This window comes from Maribellus sp. CM-23, assembly GCF_021354595.1.
Taxonomy (GTDB): Bacteria; Bacteroidota; Bacteroidia; order Bacteroidales; family Prolixibacteraceae; genus Draconibacterium.
Genome location: NZ_JADWYJ010000004.1, coordinates 207,727 through 229,013 on the forward strand (window position 1 = coordinate 207,727; position 21,287 = coordinate 229,013).

The following is a 21,287-nucleotide window of genomic DNA, read 5'->3' on the forward strand; positions in this document are numbered from 1 at the left end:
CTGATTCTTTTTAAATTCCCACATTTGCCCTTAGCAATGATTTTGATTTACCGAATTAATTTTCTGCATGAAACAAGCGATTCTGGATAGCCTGAACGGGATGTCGGTTACAGATTGGATCGTTCCTGGTATTTTTTTGTTTGTTTTTCTTTGCCGCTTTTACTACTTGCTGTTTTTTTCGGCGCGGGTGGTATTTAGTAGCCGAAAAGAAGTAATTGTCAATCAAAAGCCCAGGCAACCCATTACTGTATTTCTGACCGTCAGGAACGAGGAAGATAACCTGCGAAAGCTGTTGCCCCAGCTACTCGGGATTAACGACGACTGTTACGAAGTAGTGGTGGTTGACGATTATTCGCTCGATAATACTTTTACTGTTTTGGGGAGTTTTAAGCATTATCCGAATTTTCACTTTTCATCGCTCAACGAAGAAACGCGCTTTTCGGTAAAGCTGGCGCAGAATATCGCGTTAAAAGCCGCTCAGCACGAATGGGTGCTTACTTTACCCATAGAAACGACTTCAGTTGGGAAAGACTGGATCAATGGTTTTTCGGTAAATACAACCACCGATAACCGGAATGTAATGATGGGCTATTCGGGCATCCAACGCAAGCCGGGGTACTTCAACTTGCTTTATCGTACCGAAAACTTTTTGCAACAAATGCGCAGCGTGGGGTATGTGGCCAACGGCATTCCTTTTGTGTATTTTGAAGATAACGTGGCTTTCCGGAAAGAAGAATATTTTAAACTGGGTGGATATGGTCAGAAAACAAAAGAAGCATATGCCAACCTGGAGTTGATCATTAACCAATTTATCACAAAGAAAAAAACGGTGTTGCTTTTCAATGAAAACACCTGTATTACAAAAGAGGTAGAAACAAACCGCGACGACTTTTACAATTTACTCAACCGAAGTTTCAGGGTAGAGAAGTACTTGCCTGCCTGGAAAAGAACTTTGCTGGGCTTCGATACGCTTACCAATTTGTTGTACACACCTTTACTGATCGCGCTGTTTGTTTTTTATTTTGATCTGTGGCCCCTTTTTGTGGCACTGGCCGGGATTAAAATTATGTTACATCTTATCCTTCTGAAAATCACCTTAAACCGTTTGAGGGAACGTAAAATATTCCTATCTTCGTTAGTGTACGGTTGGTTAATGCCTTATTTCAAGACTTTTTACAAGTGGTATTTTAACCAGTCGGCACGCCGAAGCAAATGGAGGATAAAGGTGTAATATTATCGGAAAAAGCCCGTCAGGATTACGAACTCGTCAAGACCGCTTTGACGGGTGACGAAAAAGCTTTTGCCCGGCTGCTAAACCGCTACAAAGACGCCATTTACTTTATGCTTCTGAAAATGGTAAATAACCGCAGCGATGCGGAGGATTTAACGCTGGAAGCTTTTGGGAAAGCTTTTAAAAGCCTTCATCAGTATTCGCCCACCTATGCTTTTAGTACCTGGCTGTTCAAAATTGCTTCCAATAATTGCATCGATTTTCTTAGGAAGAAAAAAGGTGTGCAGGTTTCGATCGAGAACAAAGACCAGAATGAAAATAATGAGCCGCTCAAGCTTAAATCAAAAGATCCCAATCCGGAAGAACGCCTGATCAGGCAACAAAAAGCCATTCTGCTTCGGAACGTGGTTCGAAAATTAAAGCCACGTTATCAAATTTTGGTCGAGTTGCGTTATTTTAAAGAGTATTCGTACGAAGAAATTGCAAAAGAATTAGCTTTGCCGCTGGGTACGGTAAAGGCCCAGTTATTCAGGGCGCGGGAAATGCTTTTTAAAATGATTGAAAGCACCGAGATTGGTCAACGAGATTAACAATTTTATGGATATTCTTTTAAAATATTTTTCCGGATTAAGCGATCAGCAGATTACTCTCTTCCGGCAATTGGAACCTTTGTATGCCGAGTGGAATGCACAGATCAATGTGATTTCAAGAAAGGATTTCTCTGAATTTTACGAACGACATGTATTGCATTCGTTGGGGATTGCAAAACTGATCCGGTTTAACAAAGGGGCCAAAATACTGGATGTGGGCACCGGTGGTGGATTTCCTGGAATTCCGCTGGCTATCATGTTCCCGGAGGTACAGTTTCATTTGGTGGATTCTATCGGAAAAAAAATAAAGGTGGTGCAAAACGTTGCCGATGCCTTGGGCTTGAAAAATGTAACGGCCGAGCAAATTCGCGCCGAGCAACTGACCGATAAATACGATTTTGTTGTGAGCAGGGCTGTTACCCGTTTGCCCGAGTTTGTTCCGTGGGTGCAGAAAAACATATCCAAAAAACAAATGAATGCTTTGCCAAACGGAATTATTTACCTGAAAGGTGGCGATTTAACCGAGGAGCTGAAACCGTTTCGTAAAAGGGTATTTGTGCAGGATTTATCGGCGTATTTTACCGAAGAATTTTTTGACACCAAAAAGGTGGTTCACCTGCCCTTGTAAAAAAACGTCCTCCGGTTTTCGGAGAACGTTTGTCAGATTGTTTTTCGTAAGTAATTCTTCTTTTTTTACAAGAATTCGTCCCCAAAAGAAACGCCCATTTTCCGGGCTTTGGAAATCAGCGGATGGTCTTTATCCACCAGGCGTAGTTTGCCTCCTACATCTTCCAGCGGAACCGTGGTTAAATCGTTGTCTTTAACGGCTACCATTGTTCCAAATTTTCCTTCAGCAATACATTGGGCAGCAAACGATCCGTAACGAGTTGCCAAAATACGGTCCATTGGCGTGGGCGAGCCTCCACGCTGAATATAACCCAGCACGGTTTCTCGGGTTTCAATTCCGGTGTAGGTTTGAATGGATTCGGCAATGTGCGACGCAGCCGACTTGTTTTTGGGGTGCTCGATACCTTCTGCTACAACTACAATGGAGTAGGGCTTGTTGTCTTCGTAGCGGCTTTCAATTTTCTTACAAACCGAGCGGATGTTGTATTCCAGTTCTGGCAGCAAAATAATATCGCCACCGCCGGCAACGCCCGAGTACAAAGCCAGCCAGCCGGCATGGTGCCCCATTATTTCGATGATCATTACCCGTTGGTGGGAGTTGGCAGTTGTGTGCAAACGATCCATGGCATCGGTGGCAATCTGAACTGCTGAATCAAAACCAAAAGTAACATCGGTCCCCCAAACGTCGTTGTCAATGGTTTTGGGAATACCGATCACATTGAGTCCTTCTTTCGAAAGCAGGTTGGCTGTTTTCATGGTGCCGTTTCCGCCTATGCATACAACGCAGTCGAGCCCCAGATTTTCGTAGGTTTCAATGATCTTTTCAGGTTTGTCGTTTTCGCCACCGTCTTCTTTTACGAGTTTATAGGGCTTTTCACGCGAAGTTCCAAGTATAGTGCCTCCCAGTGTTAAAATACCCGAAAGTTTTGATTCTTTTAATTCAATGTAGTCGCTATTGATCAATCCGGTATAGCCGGCATTAAACCCCAGGACTTCCATGCCATACTCCACAATAGCGGTTTTTCCCACTCCCCGAATGGCTGCATTCAAGCCAGGGCAATCTCCTCCGGCTGTCAGAATGCCGATTTTTTTTTGCTTTTTTGAATCACTCATAATGAATTTTTCTGTTGGATAATTGCAATATTATCCGAATTTACAAAAGTTGTTTTGAAAATGCGGCGATCAAAAGTCTTTAAATTGTATTTGGATTAAAATTTGTTTTTTTCTGACTGACAAGCTTAGTTTTTGATATTTTTGTGGAGTTGCCGGGAAACCGGTAGCAAGAATTTTAATCTTTAACCAATTAAATTTTTATCCAATGAGAAGAATTTTTGCCTGCTTGTTAGCAGTGGCATTTGTTTTTACGATTTCTTGTAAAAGCTCAAAAACCGGAGGATCGGCCGGAGTAAACCAACTTAGCAAAAAAGAAAAAGAAGAAGGCTGGGTTTTGTTATTCGACGGAAAAACGACCAATGGATGGAAAGGTAATAACAAAGACCATTTTCCGACAGCCTGGGAAGTAGTTGACGGAACTTTACATTTTAAAGGCTCAGGTGCCGGAGAAGCCGGAGCGAAAGACGGTGGAGATATTATTACAACCAAAGAATATTCAAACTTCCGCTTGAAACTGGAATGGAAAATTTCTCCCGGGGGAAATTCAGGTATTTTCTATTTAGGAAAAGAAACTCCGGGATGGCCTATTTACAAAACGGCTCCTGAGTGCCAGGTGTTGGATAACGAAAGACATCCGGATGCACGTGCAGGAAAAGACGGTAACCGCATGGCCAGCTCGTTGTACGACCTTATTCCTGCTGTTCCGCAAAATGCCAAACCGGCAGGCGAGTGGAACGAGATTGAAATTGAAGTGTACAGAGGCAGTGTGTGGCACCGCATGAACGGAAAAACAGTGGTTGAATACCACTTGTGGACCGATGACTGGAACGAACTGGTAAAAGGCTCAAAATTCCCAGGCTTGAATCCTGACTGGGCAAACATTGCCAAAGAAGGCGTAATCGGTTTGCAGGATCACGGTGATGATGTATGGTTCCGGAACATCAAAATTCTGGTTACTGACTAATTGCTGAATATCTATAAGAAAATACAAAGCCCGGGAAGTTCGCTTTCCGGGCTTTTTTTATAAAAAAAAGAACATAATGTAAGCCCTTACTGTCAGCGGGTTGTGATTGTTTCTCTGAAAAAATTGAAAGAATGGCGCAACCTTTTGCCCTAAAAACGAATCTATTGATAGGACGCTTATTTTTTAAAACCCATCAATAATGAATTCAGGTGCATTAAAAACCTCCCTGTTGCTTTTATTGTTGCCGCTTATTGTCGGTGCTGTAAAAGTTGAGAATTTCTGGAAAGTAAAGGAAGATAATTTGGTTCATATTCACGGGAGTTGGGAGTTGGTCGAATCATTTGCCGGTGTTACGAACTATCGGATTTATCCCGAAAAAGGGCAGAAACGAATTTTGGAGGCGATAAAAAGCCGCGTAATGGTTTTTAACGAGGAAGGAAGGATTCTGACCAGCGGCGAAATTCTGAACGACACCGTAACTCTTGTAATGAACGACGGAGTTCAACTGCGAAACACCTACGAGGTTCGAAATGACTCGCTTTTTATAAGGGAATCGGGCAGGCTGAATTCCGGTGCACATCCGGTACTTTCAGTCTATGTTCGAATGAAATGACTCTGAAAACTGGATTTCATACAAAAGCACAATGTAATTTAATCGAAGTTCCCTGCGCTTTCCGCCGGGCGAGGATCGGTGCAGTGCCTGATCATTCCGGGGTGTATCCTGAATCGTTTAGTATTTGCTGATAATCCTTGTTTTTCATTAACTCCTGAAGCGTAATTTCAGGGTGTTTTTTCATGTAAAGTCTCACAATCTGCCAGCCCAGCCAAACCCCTGTTCGTCCCGGCGATTCCATTGGAAAACCACTGGTATTGGGTGCATCGTTGATGTAGCGAACAATGTCCATCCGTTTCGACGAATACAGCATTTTGTTCTCGATCAGGTAGGTCCACATCGAAGCTTCGTTCATTTTACACCACTTAAGCTGGGCGTCGGTGTAGCCAATTTTTACGGTGTCTTTTACGTTGGGTAGCATGGCGTCAACCATGTACATCATCTTTCCTTTCTGGACCATCTGGCCAAGCAGATTGGTCGCCGAATTTTCATCCTCAAATTCAGTAATGGCCCACGCGTATGCAACGTCCGGAAGAATTCTTTCCCTGTACATATTCATTGCCTTGTAGCGTGGCGTGGTGTTTAATTCTTTGTAAAACCGGCACTCACGACCCAGGTATTTGTCAAGACTTATCCCGACGATGTTTTCTGCGGTTACCACCGACTGATTAAAACCGGAGATATAGGTGTAGATAGTTGGCAGTTCTTTCTCCGGGAAATGAAACGCATAATATTTAAATGCTTTTTTTAGCTGTTTCTCCAGTTTAGCGAAATCTTTAAACTCATCATCAACTACCGATTTTACCTCGTTGATCATCGTATCAGCCAAAAAGGTTTTCATGTAATCTTCAAAATACTCATCTCCCATGCCTCCTACACGGATTATCCGGTAGGTAAAAAGATTAAAAAACTCGGGGTATTGGTTGCTCAATTCCGCAATCGTTGTCAGGGTGTCTTTTCCTTCCAGATTTTGCAGTGCTTCTCCAAAACGCACCACCTCAACCTCCGAATCAACGTTTGAAGTGTCCACTTTTAACGGATTGCGCTGACAGGCTGTAAAAACAAGCGTCAATAAAACCAATAAAGAATAGAATCTTAATCTCCTCATTTTACATGAAATTTAAATCATTACGTGCGTCTCGTTATAATATTGCGAAATTGAACTAAAAATTGAACTTTTGCAATTAACATTGTCACGGGCTTAAAGTTTGGAACTTGTTTTAAACTTTGAGTCATAAACGTTAAACTAGAGGAATGAAAGTTGCACTTGCCCAGTTGAATTATACGATCGGTGATTTTGAAGGAAACGCCCAGAAGATTGTTGACGCGATTGCCAAAGCCAAATTGACAGGTGCTGACCTGGTAGTGTTTTCCGAGCTTTCGGTTACCGGTTATTATCCACACGATCTTCTGGAAAAGAAGGAGTTTATTCACAAAGCAGAAGCGGCTGTGGATGAAATCGCGAAACACTGTGTTGGTATTGCTGCTGTGATGGGAGCGCCGCGTATCAATGTGCACGAACGCGGGAAAAACTTATACAACTCAGCTTTCTTCCTGGCCGATGGAAAGATTCAAAGTGTGCACAACAAAACCTTGCTGCCTACTTACGATATTTTTGACGAATACCGTCATTTCGAGCCCAACAGTAAATTTGATGTGGTTCATTACAAGGGCGAGAAAATTGCGATTACCATTTGCGAAGATCTGTGGGACGAGCAACCAACAGCCAACGAATTTGGGAAAGACAAGCTTTACAATGTTTCGCCCATGGAAGAGCTGTCGCGTTTCAATCCCGATTTTATGGTGAATCTTTCCGCATCACCTTTCTCATACAACCAGGAAGGATGGCGCAAAAATGTGCTGATTTCCAAGGCGCTCGATTATAAAACACCGATTCTGTATTGTAATCAGGTAGGTGCGCAAACCGAACTGATTTTTGACGGCGGTTCGGTTTTTATTGATGAGACCGGTGAGATTGTAAAAGAACTGAAATATTTTGAGGAGGACTTTTTACTGATTGACACCGGCAGCCGGGGCGCCAAAGAATTGCAACCCGAGGCCGGTTACATTGAAAAGATACACGATGCACTGGTGCTGGGAATCAGGGATTATTTTCAAAAAATGGGATTCAAACAGGCAACGCTTGGCTTGTCAGGTGGGATCGATTCGGCAGTTACCGTTGTGTTGGCAGTTCGTGCGCTGGGAGCTGAAAATGTTCGGGTGTTGTTGCTGCCATCAAAATATTCTTCCGGACACAGTGTGGAGGATGCACGTATTCTGGCTGAAAACCTCGGAATAAGGTATGATATTGTACATATCCAGGAGGCGGTAGATGCATTTGAAAAAGAGCTGGCGTCGCTGTTCGAAGGCTGTTCGCCCGATGTAACCGAAGAAAACCTCCAGGCACGGGCCCGTGGAATTTATATGATGGCGATTTCGAATAAGTTTGGCCACATTCTGTTAAACACGACCAACAAAAGCGAATGTGCAGTAGGTTACGGCACGCTTTACGGCGATATGAACGGAGGTCTTGCCGTGTTGGGTGACGTGTATAAACTCGACGTGTACAAACTCTCACGTTTTATGAATAAAGACGGCGAGATTATTCCGGAGAATTCAATTGTTAAACCGCCATCAGCCGAATTACGTCCCGATCAGAAAGACTCTGATTCGCTGCCAGACTACGAAGATCTGGATGCGATGCTGTTCAACTACATTGAGCTGAATAAGTCGCCGCAGGAGATTACCGCGCTTGGTTTTGATGAGGCGGTCGTTCGCCGGGTAATCCGGATGGTGAATATGAACGAGTACAAGCGTTTTCAGGCGGCACCTATTTTAAGAATCAGCTCAAAAGCATTTGGCTTTGGCCGTAAAATGCCACTGGTGGCCAGGTATTGATCTATTCGGAAAATTGAACCTGGACTAGCCGTTAAAAAAGCGGCAAACTTTATCAAAGACCTTGTCGAAATTTTTGTCGATTAAAGCTGCTTCCTTCGGATGAGATGGGAAAGGATTTTCGTGTGTGTAAGCATGTTCAAAATCCATGTTTTCCACCCGTATTTTAATGTCGCGAAAGGCGCCGTTCAGTGTATTCATGATCTCAAAAGGCGGAATAACATCGTCTTTCCGGAGTGAAACTGCAAAAAACTGATCTTCGTATTTTCGCAAAAGTTCCTCCCTGAAATCCCTCATTCGCTGAAAGTCAAGCATCGAATAAAATACAATTCCTTCCGGATGGTTTTCTTTTATGTAATGATGAAGCAGGTTGTCTTTTTGAACGATTTTGTCAAAGTGTTCAACCAGAAACGAATACAAGGCAACGTTGGCCTCGCTGTCGAGAATAAAACGCGACACCGGCGATATGCGGTTAAAAGCAGCCCCACTGCAAAAAAGGCCTACTTTCGAACGATCGAAGTAACGCTTATGGTTGGTCAACTTTAATATTTGAGCCAGAAAGCCCCCGATGGAGTAGGCGAATATGTTGAACTCAAAATCTTTGTCGATGTATGGATGATTGCCTTGTTTGCAGTCTTCAATCAGTTGAATGACATCGTAATAAGTTTGTAGTCCTGACCAGATAAAACGCTGTGGCATGGAGTGCAGCCGCATACTGATGGCCACGTTCGATAGCGTGGAGTTTACGATGTTCGGAAATCTTTGTTTGCGAAGCTCGCTAAGTTGATACATCTCTTTTTTACTGCTCCAGTAAAGTGGTGCCCGCTGCATGTGGAACGCAATGGGAAAAAGAACAACGGTGCTTCCGGTTCCTTCGCAAATTGCTTTGGCCCACGGAAGGTATTTATCCCATTTTTTTTCGTTGAACCCGTGAAACAGGAACGTAACTTTTTGGGCTTTTTTTACTCCTTTGGGCGAAAGTATCTGGTAATTGAACTGCTGGTTTTCTTCCACAAAAATATCCTTGATGTGCACGTGGTCTTCCAGGGTTCCTATTTCAGTAAAAAAAGAAAAATTGCTTTTCAGTTTTTGGTGGTGAGAATTGCAGTGGTACTCTTCTTCGCCCGGTAGAATTTGGTAAGAATGGGAAATAAAGTGCGCCTCATTTAATTCAATAGTGTCATAAGTTTTGTTGGATTCAGAAGATTCCAAAAGGTCTTTTAAGGCGATATAATCTTTTGTGTAATGCATGTTTAACAGAATTTGTTGCACGCAAATTAGTACAATAAAAAGGATCAGCGTGCACTTTATGTTTCATTTTCAGAGCTGTAGATTCTGGGGGACGTTTGTGTGATTTTGGGTTGTCTTCTCTATTTTATTGTTGAATTTTTCTTGTCATAAGTTTGATATTCTGTTAAGAGAGGTAAAGTCGTTATGTTCAGGCGGGTGAAGAAGGCAGATAGTGTTACAGAAAGATTGGCCGTGTAATGCGTTTAGGTGTAAATAATTGCCCGAAAATCTGGTCGCTTTAATTTGGAATGAATATAAAATAACCGATAGTGAATATTTTAATATCACAATTTTTTTTAGCTTTGATGCTATAAAACATGCAGGCGGTTATATGTTAAATTCAGAATTGGGAGTAAAAGATATTATTGACAGCCAGAAATCGATCTTTTATCTTTTAACTCAAGAAGAAAAAGAAGAATTACAGCACCATATTTCTTTGTCTCATTACAAAAAGAATGAGTTCGTGTTTAAAGAGGGTGACAAGCCCACGGGCTTTATGATTCTGGTGAATGGTAAAGTAAAGATTTTTAAAGAAGGTGTTGGCGGCAGAGAGCAGATTATTCGTATGGCTAAGCCTCTTGGATTGATTGGGTATCGCGCGTTGTTAGGGGAAGAGAGTCATATTGCATCGGCGGTAACGCTTGAAGAATCTACAATTTGTAGCATTAGTGCAGAATTTATTTTTGGTTATGCGCTAAAAAATCCTGAATTTTCTCTACGTATCATTCGTAAACTGTGCAAGGAGCTGGGATTCTCCAATGCCCGTACTGTAACTTTAACACAGAAACATATTCGCGGAAGACTGGCCGAATCGTTGATTTTACTGGCCGATAAATATGGTTACGAGAACGACGGGTTTACCTTGCGTGCATACCTATCGCGCGAAGATATTGCCAATCTTTCGAACATGACCACTTCGAATGCTATTCGAACCTTGTCCACTTTTGCCAGCGAAAAGGTAATTGCGATCGATGGCCGGAAAATCAAGATTTTGGATGCGCATCGCCTGGAGCGCATCAGTAAATTGGGCTAACAAATTGATAAAGATATTTAACAGAAGTGCCAGTTGGTTTTGCCGGCTGGTATTTTTTATTCCTGTAAATAAATGCGTTTTACCCGTTGCGAAATTCCGGTTAAAATTTCATACGGAATGGTACCGATTTTTTCAGCCAATTCCGTAATCGGAATATGCGGGCCAAAAAACTCAACAGTATCTCCCACCTCGGGGTTTGTCCCGGTAACATCCAGCATCAGCATGTCCATGCAAATATTTCCCACAATCGGAACACGTTGTCCTTTTATAAAAGCTGAGCCGTTTCGGTTTCCCAGTTTGCGGTTCATGCCGTCGGCATAGCCAACGGGAACAATGGCAATCTTGCTTTCCGAGTCGAGCCTGCCTTTACGGTTGTAGCCTACGGTTTCGTCGCTTCCGGCTGTTTTTATTTGCGAAACAGTGCTTTTCAATGTGCCCATATTTTGCACCGGAAGTCCGGTTAGCGAAACGCCATACAGGCCAATGCCCAGCCGAACCATTTCGTATTGATTTTGCGGAAATCTTTCAATTCCGGCCGAATTCAGAATGTGGCGATCGATGTGATAGGGGAGAGTGGTTGAAATAAGGGCAAAAGCCCGGTCAAATTTTTCGAATTGCGATTGTGTGAAGTCATCGAGTGCCGCTTCATCGCTCCCTGCCAGATGCGAAAAGACAGACTTAATTTTTAATGCATCTGAATTTTTCAGGAATTCGCATGCTTCCGATATTTCTTCAGTCGATTTAAATCCCAGTCGATTCATTCCTGTATCAATTTTCAGGTGAGCCGGGAAGTTTTGTATGTCGGCTGCCGATGCATTTTGTGCAAAGTTTCGAAGCAGTTCAATGCTATATATATTGGGTTCCAGCCCGAAGTCGATCATGTTCTGAAAACTGTCCTGTTCGGGATTCATGACGATTATTGGCACTGAAATTCCGGCGTTTCGCAGGCGCACTCCTTCGTCGGCAACTGCCACTGCCAGGTAATCTACATTTTGGTGCTGAAGTACACGAGCCACCTCAATGTCTCCGCTTCCGTATGAAAAAGCCTTCACCATCACCATGATTTTGGTTTCCGGTCGAAGCTGTTTTCTGAAAACATTCAGGTTGTGAATCAGCGCATTGACATTGATCTCCAAAACCGTTTGATGTGCTTTTTGTTGCAGCAATCCCGAAATTCGCTCAAAACGAAAACGGCGGGCGCCTTTTATCAGTATTGCCGACGATTGAAAAGCCTGGCGGTTGAACCCGGCTTCAAATTCTTTGTAATCGCTAAAAAGGTCGGTCTTGATGGAGAAACAATTTCCTTGCTTCGAAATCTCAGTTCCGATACCGATCAGCTGATCGATTTCCCATTCTTCGAGCAGGCTGTTTACTTTGCTGTAAAGTTCTTTTTTTGATAGCCCGGTTTGAAGAATGTCAGAAAGGATCAATACCTTTTTTTGCTGAGCACTTACTGCCTGTTGTTTTAATACCGACAATGCAATGGTCAGCGAATTGAGGTCGGAGTTGTAAAAGTCGTTAATAATTGTGCAGTTGTTGATGCCCTGTTTGAGTTCGAGGCGCATGGCAACCGGTTGTAGCTGACTGAAAGTTTCCCTGAAATCAGAGGGGTTTTGTGGCAAGGCGAGCAAGGCAGCCGCGCAATGGCAGGCGTTTTCTATGGCCGAGTCGTTGACAAAAGGAATCGAAAATGCAAAAGACCGGCCTTGGTAGTTCCCGTTTATCTCAGTTTCAGTTGTATTCTTTTTTATGCTGAAATTCAAATCAGCATGCTGGTGTTCAATGCTCCAAAAAATGGGCTCGATCTTATTTTCTTTGCAGAAATCAGCTGCTTGCTTGTAGACCCAATCCTGGTCTGCGCGGCAAATCAGCTTTTGGGCTCCAGTGAAAAGCAATAGTTTTTCCTGAAGTTTTTCTTCGAGCGATGAAAAGAACTCCTGGTGCGCATCGCCGATGTTGGTCAGAATTCCGATTTCAGGAGAAATAACCTGAGTCAAATGTTGCATTTCGCCGGGTTGTGATATTCCGGCTTCAAAAATGGCCAGGTCAAATTGATCGTCCATCAAAAGAACAGAGAGAGGAACTCCTACCTGTGAGTTGTAGCTTTTCGGGCTTCTTACGATCTTGTACTTTTCCGAAAGTAAATCATAAAGCCATTCTTTGACAATGGTTTTTCCGTTGCTGCCGGTTATGCCAATCACCGGGTACGAAAACTGCTTTCGGTTATGGGCAGCCAGTTTCTGAAGGGCAAGCGTGGTGTCGCTAACCCACACAAAAGCTGCATTGTTATTGGGCTCGGGTTCTTCGGAAACCAGGAATGCCCGAATGCCTTTCTTTATGAGTTCCGGAATATAGTTGTGTGCGTTGTAAACCGGTCCTTTTAGAGCCACAAACAGTGAATTGCCTCCCCGGTGCACGGTTCGGCTGTCGGTAGCTAAACTTGAGATAATTGGCGGTGTAAACGACGGAGGCATTAGCAGTTTCCCGTCAACGGCGTGCGCTATTTTCTGAAGCGATAAATCCAACATTATTGTTTTTTTGCTTTGTTGTAGCAACTTCTGCAAAGTGGTTCGTAAATGTCTTTTTCCCCCAGAAGAACGACCTGTTCTTTTTCTGAAAGCCGGTGCGAGAATTGAGCAATGCTTCCGCATCTGACGCAAATGGCATGAACCTTTGTTACATAGTCAGCCACCGCCATCAATCCCGGGATGGGGCCAAAAGGTTTGCCTTTAAAATCCATGTCCAGTCCGGCAATAATCACCCGGATTCCCATGTCGGCCAGTTTTATGACCACATCTACGAGTCCGTTGTCAAAAAACTGGGCTTCGTCGATGCCTATTACATCCACATCGCCTGAGAGAAGAAGTATGTTCGCCGAGTTCTCAACGGGTGTTGAGCGGATGGTGTTTTCGTCGTGTGAAACCACTTCAGATACCGAGTAGCGCACGTCCAGCGAAGGTTTGAAGATTTCCACTTTTTGCCGTGCAATTTTGGCCCTTTTCAGACGTCGGATTAACTCTTCGGTCTTCCCGGAAAACATAGAACCGGCAACAACTTCAATGGTGCCCACTTTTTTGTGGTTGTTTACATCTCTTTCGATAAACATTCAGCGTTACTCTTTCAGATTTTACTACTTTTACAAAAGTATAATTTAAACCTAAGTTCTTCGAGAATGGAAAATAAAAAACTGCTCAAATTTTTATACAAAGACATAGCTGAAATAGAAGAAATCTTTGCAGAAAAAGGGAAAAATGGCTTCGATAATTTTGAGGTCGAATTTATACAAAGTCGCTTTGCCGGAGCGAAACAGATCATTCAGATTTTAAGCGAAAAAGAAAATCAGTTTCTGAAAAAAACAGGTCAGTGGGCCAAACACCGGGAAGAACTCGACAGAGCAGTACCGTCGCCGGTAATTCCTGATAATTTGCACGATGAAGAGCTTGCAACGGATGAAATGGAAGGGGAAGTAGACGAAAGTGAAGAAGAAATATCTCTAACAGATACAGAACCTCCGGTAGCTTCTGAAAACATTATTGTGGACGAAGATGAGGATGCAGGTTTTGATGCTGAAGAAAATGTGCCAGAAGATGTAGTGCAGGCGACAGAAGAGTCGGAAAGTGATGAGTTGAAGATGGATGAAGAAGTTGAACCTGTTGCTGGTGGGCAGCGGCTGGGAGACAGCTTTTTGAAGGAAAAATCGGTAAACGATTTGCTGGGCAATGGGAGCAATAAACTGGAGCACAAAATTTCGAACAGCCCGGTAAGCAGTATTCAGGCGGCGATCGGGATCAACGACCGGTACCAATACATACGTGAACTTTTTGATGGCAGTGCTGAACGATTTAATGAAGCAGTTACTGATCTCGACAAGATGGGGAGCATCCAGGAAGCAGTGGGCTATCTTCAGCTGAATTATAAGTGGAAAAAAACAGATACCAGTCTGAAGTTTGTTAACCTGGTAAAAAGACGGTTTGCGAATGTCTAAAACCGGAAAATTAATATTGGTTCCCACTCCTATCGGCAATTTGCAGGACATTACACTCAGGGCAATTACTGTTTTGAAGGAGGCCGACTTGATTCTTGCAGAAGATACGCGTGTTTCTGTGAAGTTGCTCAAGCACCTGGAGATTGAGAAACACATGATCTCGCATCACAAATTTAATGAGCATAAAACAGTTCCCTCCATTGTTTCGCAGATTGAGATGGGAAACACGATTGCTTTGATCTCTGATGCCGGAACGCCCGCGATTTCCGATCCCGGGTTTTTGTTGGTTAGAGCCTGTGTCGAAAAGGGGATTGAAGTAGAATGTTTGCCGGGGCCAACAGCCTTGGTTCCGGCGCTGGCCGTTTCGGGTTTGCCTACCGAGCGGTTTGTTTTCGAAGGTTTTTTGCCGCAAAAAAAAGGCCGTCAAACCCGACTAAAGGCTTTGGCAGAAGAAGCCCGTACCATGGTTTTTTATGAATCGCCGTTTCGGTTGGCGAAAACGCTGGGGCAATTTGCCGAGTATTTGGGCGATGAACGCAAGGCCTGTGTTTGCAGGGAGTTGAGTAAGATGTTTGAGGAAATTAAGCGGGGAAGTGTAAAAGGACTGGCAGAATATTATACCGATCATCCGCCCAAAGGTGAAATTGTTATTGTTTTGGAGGGAAAATCGTAGCATTTCGGAATGCTGTTGCTATATTGGGTGAGATTCGCAAATTCGTTTTATGAATAGAAAATACACCCATCTGTTTTTTGATCTCGACAATACATTGTGGGACTTTAATCGAAATTCCCGTCAGGCTATTTCCGAAACTTTTCTTTATTTCAATTTGCAGGAATGTGGAAGTGATTTCGATGAATTCTTTCGCACTTATTCAAAACACAACGATCTGTTGTGGGCGAAATACCGGAAAAAGGAAATTCATAAAAATGAATTAAAACGACAGCGTTTTCAAAAAACATTTGATGACTTAAATATCGAAGGAATTGACGCTGTTGAAATGAATGATCACTACCTGGGGGTGATGCCGCTTCAAGCCATCCTGGTAGAGGGGGCACTGGATGTATTATCGGTGTTAAAAAAGCGGAACTACAGACTTTTTGTCATAACAAATGGATTTTCCGAGGTTCAGCATAAAAAAATGGAAAACTCTGGCCTTGCTTCTTTTTTTGAGAAAGTTTTTATTTCAGAAGAGGTAAGGGCTCCTAAGCCCGGGCGTGAGATATTTGACTATGCAATCACTTCCACCAATGCGAAAAAAACAAAGTCTCTAATGATTGGCGACGACTGGGATGTTGATGTAATGGGGGCAGTAAGCAATGGAATTAACGCAATTTATTTTAACCCAGAGTTCATTAAAAATTACACGAAAAATGGGATTGGGGGCGTGGTTAATGGTATTCCTGTGATTAACAAGTTAAATGAATTGTTAAATATCCTGCAATAATTGCAAATACTTATGTCTTATTTCGATAGTGTCAGTATTTTTTTTATGTATTATAAAACATATTGAATTGCTTGTGTAATTCATCTATTTATAGATATTTGTAATGGTTTTAAAAGCAATATGCATAATTCAGTAGTGAGGAAACAATTGTGAGCATTAGGATTTGGGGGAATCTTTCATAATTGTCAAGTATATTGGTTTTATTTTAAGGCTGTTTAATTATTAATTTAAAACTTTTTCTATGAGGGGAGAAAAATCATTGAGTTGTATTTTGGCATTATTAGAAATACTTAATTGAGCGGTGGCTCTTGTATTTTGGTAGTGTTTGTCTAGAATTAGTTCAAATTGCTTTGATAATTGATTTTTTTTACACAATTTGTAATTGTTAAAAAAATTAACTTTTAATAATTTGTTTTCAGACAATTTGTGTTTAACGGATTTGGGGGAATCCTGACAAAGAGTCGACTTTATTTTATACGCTGTTTAATTTTTCTTAAAACTGTTTCTATGAAGGGGTATGTAAGAAGCATACGTTGTTTTTCCAAAATTTTATTATTGAAAAAATTGCAACCTAAAGGAATGAATGGCCGGGGGGCACTCACTCTGCATATACTCACTATTACCCTTCGTAGGAATTTTCAAGGCCTCCCGGTTTTTTACTTTCTCCAAAAATGTTGAGTGTATTGGGTTGTGTTTTAGTTCGGAATGGTTTGGTGTGAGAAATGTGAATTTGAAAAGACTCTATAAAAGCTGTTTAATTAATAACTTAAAACTATTTCTATGAAAAAAATTGCATTTTTTTTATCGATTCTTCTTTTCATGGGAATTTCGATGTCCAATGCTCAGACAAAGATTTTAACCGGTACGGTTACTTCTTCTGATGATGGGACTCCAATTCCCGGAGTTTCGGTAGCTGTGAAAGGAACTACTCTTGGAACAGTCACTAATATTGATGGTGAATATTCTTTGCAGGTTCCTGTAGATGCCAGGACTTTAGTCGTAAGCTTTGTTGGGATGAAGACGCTGGAAATTCCTATTGGTTCTTCAACAACAATCAATGTTGTTATGGAGCCTGATATTTTTGGAATTGACGAGGTTGTTGTAACGGCTATGGGGATTTCGAAAGAGAAGAAAGCCTTGGGGTATTCGGTTCAGGATATCTCTTCTGAGGAAATTGCGCGAGCCAATAATCCTAACTTAATTACAACGCTATCCGGAAAGGTGGCTGGTATCGAGGTGAGGCAATCGTCTGGTATGCCAGGTGCTCCTGCAACCGTTCTTATTCGTGGTGCAAGGTCGTTTAGTGGTAATAATCAGCCGCTTTATGTTGTTGATGGCATGCCTATAACCAGTAATCCTGATTATGATCAGAATGTTACGGGAGCATATTATTCTTCGCGTACTCTCGATTTGGATCCTAATGATATTGAATCTATTAATGTCCTGAAAGGGCAAGCTGCAGCGGCATTGTATGGCTTGAGGGCATCCAATGGTGTTATTGTGATTACCACTAAAAGTGGTAAGAGTACGAATGGGAATCCTGTAGTGAGTATTACTTCTTCTTATACTGCTGATGTTATTTCGCGGTGGCCTGATGTGCAGCAAACTTATGCGCAAGGTTATTATGAGGATTTTTATCCCGCATTCTCGTATTCCTGGGGACCTAAAATTGCGGACTTAGCTGATGATCCAACTTATGGTGGAAATTCGAGGGGAAAGAGCGGAATGTGGTTTGATCCGTATAAAGGGCAATGGGCTCAGCCAAAAGCATATAACAATGCAAAGGGGTTCTTTGATAATGGTAGTACCTGGTATGAGGGGGTTAATGTTAGTAATTCTACTGCAAATTCCAGTTATTTAATAGGCTTAAGTGTTACTGATCAGTCAGGGATCGTGCCTAATACTGGAATGTCTAGATATACTGCTAAGGCAAATGCTACGACTAATCTGGGGAAATTTTTTAAAGCCGGTTTCTCTGCAAATTTCTCAGATGTGGATTTGCAAAAATTGCCTTCAGGAAACTCTAGCTATTTATTTACGGTTTTGGGTGCGCCTGCCTCATTTGATTTGATGGGGACACCTTATCACATGGAGGGACCTCTCGGTCAGTATCGGCAGATAAGCTACAGGCGTGGAGGTGTAGGCGAAAACCCGCGATGGGCTGTTGAAAATAATAAGTTTCTTGAGACAACAAGACGTTTCTTTGGGAATACTTACCTGGAGTTTACTCCAAATGATTGGATGAAAATAAGATACCAGATGGGTGTCGATTCTTATTCAACAGATAACGAGGATATCTATCAAATGGGAAGTGCTGGTACAGGTCAGGCTTTGCCTACTGCGGGTAATTATCCTACTCCTGATAATCCTGTATTTGGATATAGGGCGCCTACGGGTGGAGCAATTGACAATTATGGTGTAATGAGAAGTACATTCAACTCTTTGCTTAATATAACCTTTACTAAGCAAATTTCTGAAGACCTTAGTGGAACCCTCCTTGTTGGTAATGAGTTTAATGATATGGTTAGACGGTCCTGGGAAATGAGTGGAACAGGGTTTTCTGTGCCAGGTTGGAATAATATGTCAAATACTTCAACTCAGACAGCTGATGAATCAAAGGGAAGGTCCAGAACCGTAGGGACTTATGCGAATCTTTCTCTGGATTACAAGGAAATGCTTTATCTGAATGCAACTGGTCGTTACGATGTAGTGTCTAGTATGCCGCGAGATAATAGGGCGTTCTTTTATCCGTCAGTTTCTTTAGGTTTTATCTTTACGCAGCTTGCTGGTTTACAAGATAATCTTGTGCTTTCTTTTGGTAAGATTCGTGGGTCTTATGCGCAGGTTGGACAGGCTGGTACTTTCAGGGAGCAAACTTATGTTGTAGGAGGAGCTGGTAGTGGATTTTTAGATGATGGAATAGATTTTCCGTTGGGAGGTATCTCTGGTTTTAGGCCAACTTCGACTATTTATGACCCTGATTTAAAACCGCAAAATACTAAAAACTGGGAAGTTGGGATGGAGTTAAAATTCTTCAATAACAGGTTTGGTGTTGATTATACTTATTCTGACCAGGTTGCAACAGACCAGATTTTTACCGTGCCCATGGCTGGTTCAACAGGTTATTCAGGGTTTGTTACAAATGCGGGAGAGATGACGTCAAAAGCTCATGAGGCTATTGTTAATATCTTTCCAGTTAGGTCTAAAGATTTTGATTGGAGTATTAATGTCAATTTCACAAAAGTTAAGAATAAGGTGGTTTCTCTGGCGGAAGGGATCGAGAGTGTGAGTTTGGCTGGGTATACAACTCCGAATGTTAGAGCTTATGCAGGGTATACTTATCCTACTATTTATGGAGAAACAATGGCTCGTGATGAGCAGGGGAGGATTTTGATTGATGATGACCCGGATAGCTATTATTATGGTTACCCGATGTCTGGTGGATCTGGGAAGATTGGAGATGTTTCGCCTGATTTCATCGTAGGGGGGTCAACAAGTTTCCGTTATAAGTTTATAACATTAAGTGCTCAGTTGGATTGGAAACAAGGAGGAGATATTTATTCCGGAACCAACCGGTTAATGGCACTCTATGGCTCGGCCGGGTTTACAGAGGATCGCATAAGTGAATTTAGTTATAAAGATACTCAGAATGCTAAAGGCGTAGGAGTACTTTCTGATGGTTCAGTAAATAATATTGTTAGAGGAGGTGCCGATGATATTGAAGCATATCCTGACTTTTATAGCGATATCATGGGGTCGATTGACGAGATGAATATTTATGAAACTTCGTATTTGAAATTACGAGAGGTTTCATTAACGATTGATTTGCCTAAAAAGATTTTGACTCCAGTGAAGCTTAAAGGAGCATCGCTGAGTCTTGTCGGAAGAAACTTTTTGCTTTGGACAACACTTCCTAATGTAGACCCGGAGACGTCTCAGGGTATGGGAAATGGTCAAATGGGATTTGAGTATGTTTCATTGCCTCAAACTTCTTCCTATGGGGTTACCTTAAATTTAACGTTCTAACATTTAATTAATTTGGTAATTTATGAAATCAATAAAATTTTTAATAGGTATAATTCCATTTTTGATCTTTTCTTGTAGTGAGGATAAGATGGATGAAATCAATAAGGAGTTGAATAATGCTCTTGAGATGAGTGCTCAAAATGAGATTGCTGATATTATTTTAAAATCGGCATTCGAAACAACGGGGACCGATATTGCATGGTATGCAACTGTTTACACAGAACAAAGTGCAGGAACCTGGGGGCAATCGGTTGATGCAGATAAAAGAATCGGACAGACAGCAGCAACATTGTTTAACAATAACTGGAATAATCTGTACGATGTGATGATGATCTGTAATGATGTGATAAAAAAGACAGATCCTGAAACTGGAGATGAGGCAGACAATTTGTTTGCAAGAGGTATTGCGCAGTTGTTCTCTGCGTATAATTTGGCAATGCTAACAGATATGTGGGGGGAAGTGCCTTGGACTGAAGCATTGATGGGGGCTGATAATTTGCAGCCAAAATTTGACAAGCAGTCAGCGATTTATCCTGATGTGTTAGGTCTTTTTGATGATGCAGTTACAAGTTTTACAAACGCGACGAATATATCAAGTGTGGGGGATTATATTTATAATGGGAATAAAGATAAGTGGATTAAAGCAGCTTATTCGTTGAAAGCCCGTTATTTGATGCACTTGGTGAATGTCAAAGAGAGTGCAGCATCCGAAGCATTGGGGGTTATTGCCAATGGATTTGCCGGTAGTAGTGATGCTTTTCTGTTTGATGCTTACGAAGCGACGGCAATTGGTGAGAATCCGTGGTATCAGTTTTTGAGCGATCGGACCCACTTGTCGGTGAGTCAGACCTTGTATAATATTATGGTTGCAAGGAACGATACGTTGAGGATGGCGGCTTATTTTGAAAAAGTAGGTGGGGTATATAATCCGGCACCAAGTGGTACGGCTACGCAGACGCAGGGAGGTTTGTATTCTCAGTCGTTGATTACTGCAAATGGCCGGACAGCGGCAACGCCGATTATGACTTATCATGAATTGAAATTCATTGAGGCAGAAGCAAAATTCAGAACGGGTAGCGCAACTTGGAGTCAGTCCTTGCAGGCTGCTGTTGAGGCTAACTTTGTATTTCATGGATTGACAGCGGCGCAAGGCACGATTTATTTCAATGCAAGTGTTTCACCCTTGTTGACTGCGGGAAATGAACTGAAGGAGATTTTGACGCAAAAATACATTGCGTTATATGAGCATGAGGCAATCGAGGTTTATAATGATTATCGAAGGGTTCCTTCTTTCTTGACGTTAAATAATCCGAATAATCAAACTACCGGTTTTGTTTGGCGATTTCCGTATCCTACAAGTGAAGAAGCTTCAAATTCAGCAAATGTGCCTGAAGTTAACGTATTTAGTGATAAAGTTTGGTGGGCTGGAGGTACTGAAAAATAAATAATATTTTCGATAAGTAAAAGAGCTGCTA

General features: G+C 42.1%; 17 protein-coding genes. 12 read left to right on the forward strand and 5 right to left on the reverse strand.

The window, feature by feature from the left end; translation table 11 throughout:
* The first annotated feature begins 67 nt into the window (after positions 1–67).
* Genes INQ51_RS14695 through rsmG form a run of 3 tightly spaced genes read left to right on the forward strand, consistent with a single transcriptional unit; the run spans position 68 to position 2,449 of the window.
* The gene (locus INQ51_RS14695) at positions 68–1,231 is read left to right on the forward strand and encodes a glycosyltransferase (protein WP_233378727.1); all 1,164 of its coding nucleotides are present in this window, start codon (positions 68–70) and stop codon (positions 1,229–1,231) included.
* Positions 1,213–1,821: an RNA polymerase sigma factor gene (locus INQ51_RS14700; RefSeq protein ID WP_233378728.1), complete on the forward strand. Its 609-nt coding sequence runs from the start codon at positions 1,213–1,215 to the stop codon at positions 1,819–1,821. Before INQ51_RS14695 ends, INQ51_RS14700 begins: the two co-directional genes overlap by 19 nt.
* A 7-nt stretch (positions 1,822–1,828) precedes the next feature.
* On the forward strand, positions 1,829–2,449 hold the full coding sequence (rsmG, locus tag INQ51_RS14705) for a 16S rRNA (guanine(527)-N(7))-methyltransferase RsmG (protein WP_233378729.1): 621 nt from the start codon (positions 1,829–1,831) through the stop codon (positions 2,447–2,449).
* A gap of 65 nt (positions 2,450–2,514) precedes the next feature.
* Here the strand turns inward: rsmG and INQ51_RS14710 are convergent, their stop codons facing one another.
* Positions 2,515–3,561, reverse strand: a complete 1,047-nt coding sequence (locus INQ51_RS14710) for a 6-phosphofructokinase (protein ID WP_233378730.1) — start codon at positions 3,559–3,561, stop codon at positions 2,515–2,517.
* 205 nt (positions 3,562–3,766) lie between these two features.
* On the opposite strand from INQ51_RS14710, the gene INQ51_RS14715 reads away from it, so the two are divergent.
* Entirely contained in the window at positions 3,767–4,525 is a 759-nt protein-coding gene (locus tag INQ51_RS14715) for a DUF1080 domain-containing protein (protein WP_233378731.1), read from the forward strand.
* 199 nt (positions 4,526–4,724) lie between these two features.
* Positions 4,725–5,138 carry a hypothetical protein gene (locus INQ51_RS14720; protein WP_233378732.1) on the forward strand — a complete coding sequence of 138 codons (414 nt, stop codon included), beginning with the start codon at positions 4,725–4,727 and terminating at the stop codon, positions 5,136–5,138.
* 91 nt (positions 5,139–5,229) lie between these two features.
* Here the strand turns inward: INQ51_RS14720 and INQ51_RS14725 are convergent, their stop codons facing one another.
* On the reverse strand, positions 5,230–6,246 hold the full coding sequence (locus tag INQ51_RS14725) for a hypothetical protein (RefSeq protein ID WP_233378733.1): 1,017 nt from the start codon (positions 6,244–6,246) through the stop codon (positions 5,230–5,232).
* A 146-nt stretch (positions 6,247–6,392) separates the two neighbouring features.
* Between INQ51_RS14725 and INQ51_RS14730 the strand changes: the two genes are divergently transcribed.
* A complete protein-coding gene (locus INQ51_RS14730) occupies positions 6,393–8,036 on the forward strand; it encodes an NAD+ synthase (protein WP_233378734.1) in 1,644 nt (547 codons plus the stop codon).
* A gap of 24 nt (positions 8,037–8,060) precedes the next feature.
* Here the strand turns inward: INQ51_RS14730 and INQ51_RS14735 are convergent, their stop codons facing one another.
* A complete protein-coding gene (locus INQ51_RS14735) occupies positions 8,061–9,284 on the reverse strand; it encodes a DUF6051 family protein (RefSeq protein WP_233378735.1) in 1,224 nt (407 codons plus the stop codon).
* A gap of 256 nt (positions 9,285–9,540) precedes the next feature.
* Between INQ51_RS14735 and INQ51_RS14740 the strand changes: the two genes are divergently transcribed.
* Positions 9,541–10,356 carry a Crp/Fnr family transcriptional regulator gene (locus INQ51_RS14740; protein ID WP_233378736.1) on the forward strand — a complete coding sequence of 272 codons (816 nt, stop codon included), beginning with the start codon at positions 9,541–9,543 and terminating at the stop codon, positions 10,354–10,356.
* Positions 10,357–10,412: 56 nt separating this feature from the next.
* Here INQ51_RS14740 and INQ51_RS14745 read toward each other — a convergent pair whose 3' ends face one another.
* On the reverse strand, positions 10,413–12,884 hold the full coding sequence (locus INQ51_RS14745; protein WP_233378737.1) for a bifunctional UDP-N-acetylmuramoyl-tripeptide:D-alanyl-D-alanine ligase/alanine racemase: 2,472 nt from the start codon (positions 12,882–12,884) through the stop codon (positions 10,413–10,415).
* Positions 12,884–13,462 carry a thymidine kinase gene (locus INQ51_RS14750; protein ID WP_233378738.1) on the reverse strand — a complete coding sequence of 193 codons (579 nt, stop codon included), beginning with the start codon at positions 13,460–13,462 and terminating at the stop codon, positions 12,884–12,886. The genes INQ51_RS14745 and INQ51_RS14750 overlap by 1 nt, the downstream gene beginning before the upstream one ends.
* Positions 13,463–13,528: 66 nt before the next feature.
* On the opposite strand from INQ51_RS14750, the gene INQ51_RS14755 reads away from it, so the two are divergent.
* From INQ51_RS14755 to INQ51_RS14775, 5 genes are all read left to right on the forward strand, one after another.
* The gene (locus INQ51_RS14755; RefSeq protein WP_233378739.1) at positions 13,529–14,341 is read left to right on the forward strand and encodes a hypothetical protein; all 813 of its coding nucleotides are present in this window, start codon (positions 13,529–13,531) and stop codon (positions 14,339–14,341) included.
* Positions 14,334–15,014 (forward strand): 16S rRNA (cytidine(1402)-2'-O)-methyltransferase, encoded by a 681-nt coding sequence (gene rsmI / locus INQ51_RS14760; protein ID WP_233378740.1) that lies wholly within the window; start codon positions 14,334–14,336, stop codon positions 15,012–15,014. Before INQ51_RS14755 ends, rsmI begins: the two co-directional genes overlap by 8 nt.
* Positions 15,015–15,063: 49 nt before the next feature.
* Positions 15,064–15,786, forward strand: coding sequence for a YjjG family noncanonical pyrimidine nucleotidase (locus INQ51_RS14765; RefSeq protein WP_233378741.1), 723 nt, complete (start codon positions 15,064–15,066; stop codon positions 15,784–15,786).
* Positions 15,787–16,566: 780 nt separating this feature from the next.
* Positions 16,567–19,812, forward strand: coding sequence for a SusC/RagA family TonB-linked outer membrane protein (locus INQ51_RS14770; RefSeq protein ID WP_233378742.1), 3,246 nt, complete (start codon positions 16,567–16,569; stop codon positions 19,810–19,812).
* A gap of 22 nt (positions 19,813–19,834) precedes the next feature.
* Positions 19,835–21,256, forward strand: coding sequence for a SusD/RagB family nutrient-binding outer membrane lipoprotein (locus INQ51_RS14775; RefSeq protein WP_233378743.1), 1,422 nt, complete (start codon positions 19,835–19,837; stop codon positions 21,254–21,256).
* Positions 21,257–21,287: the final 31 nt, after the last annotated feature.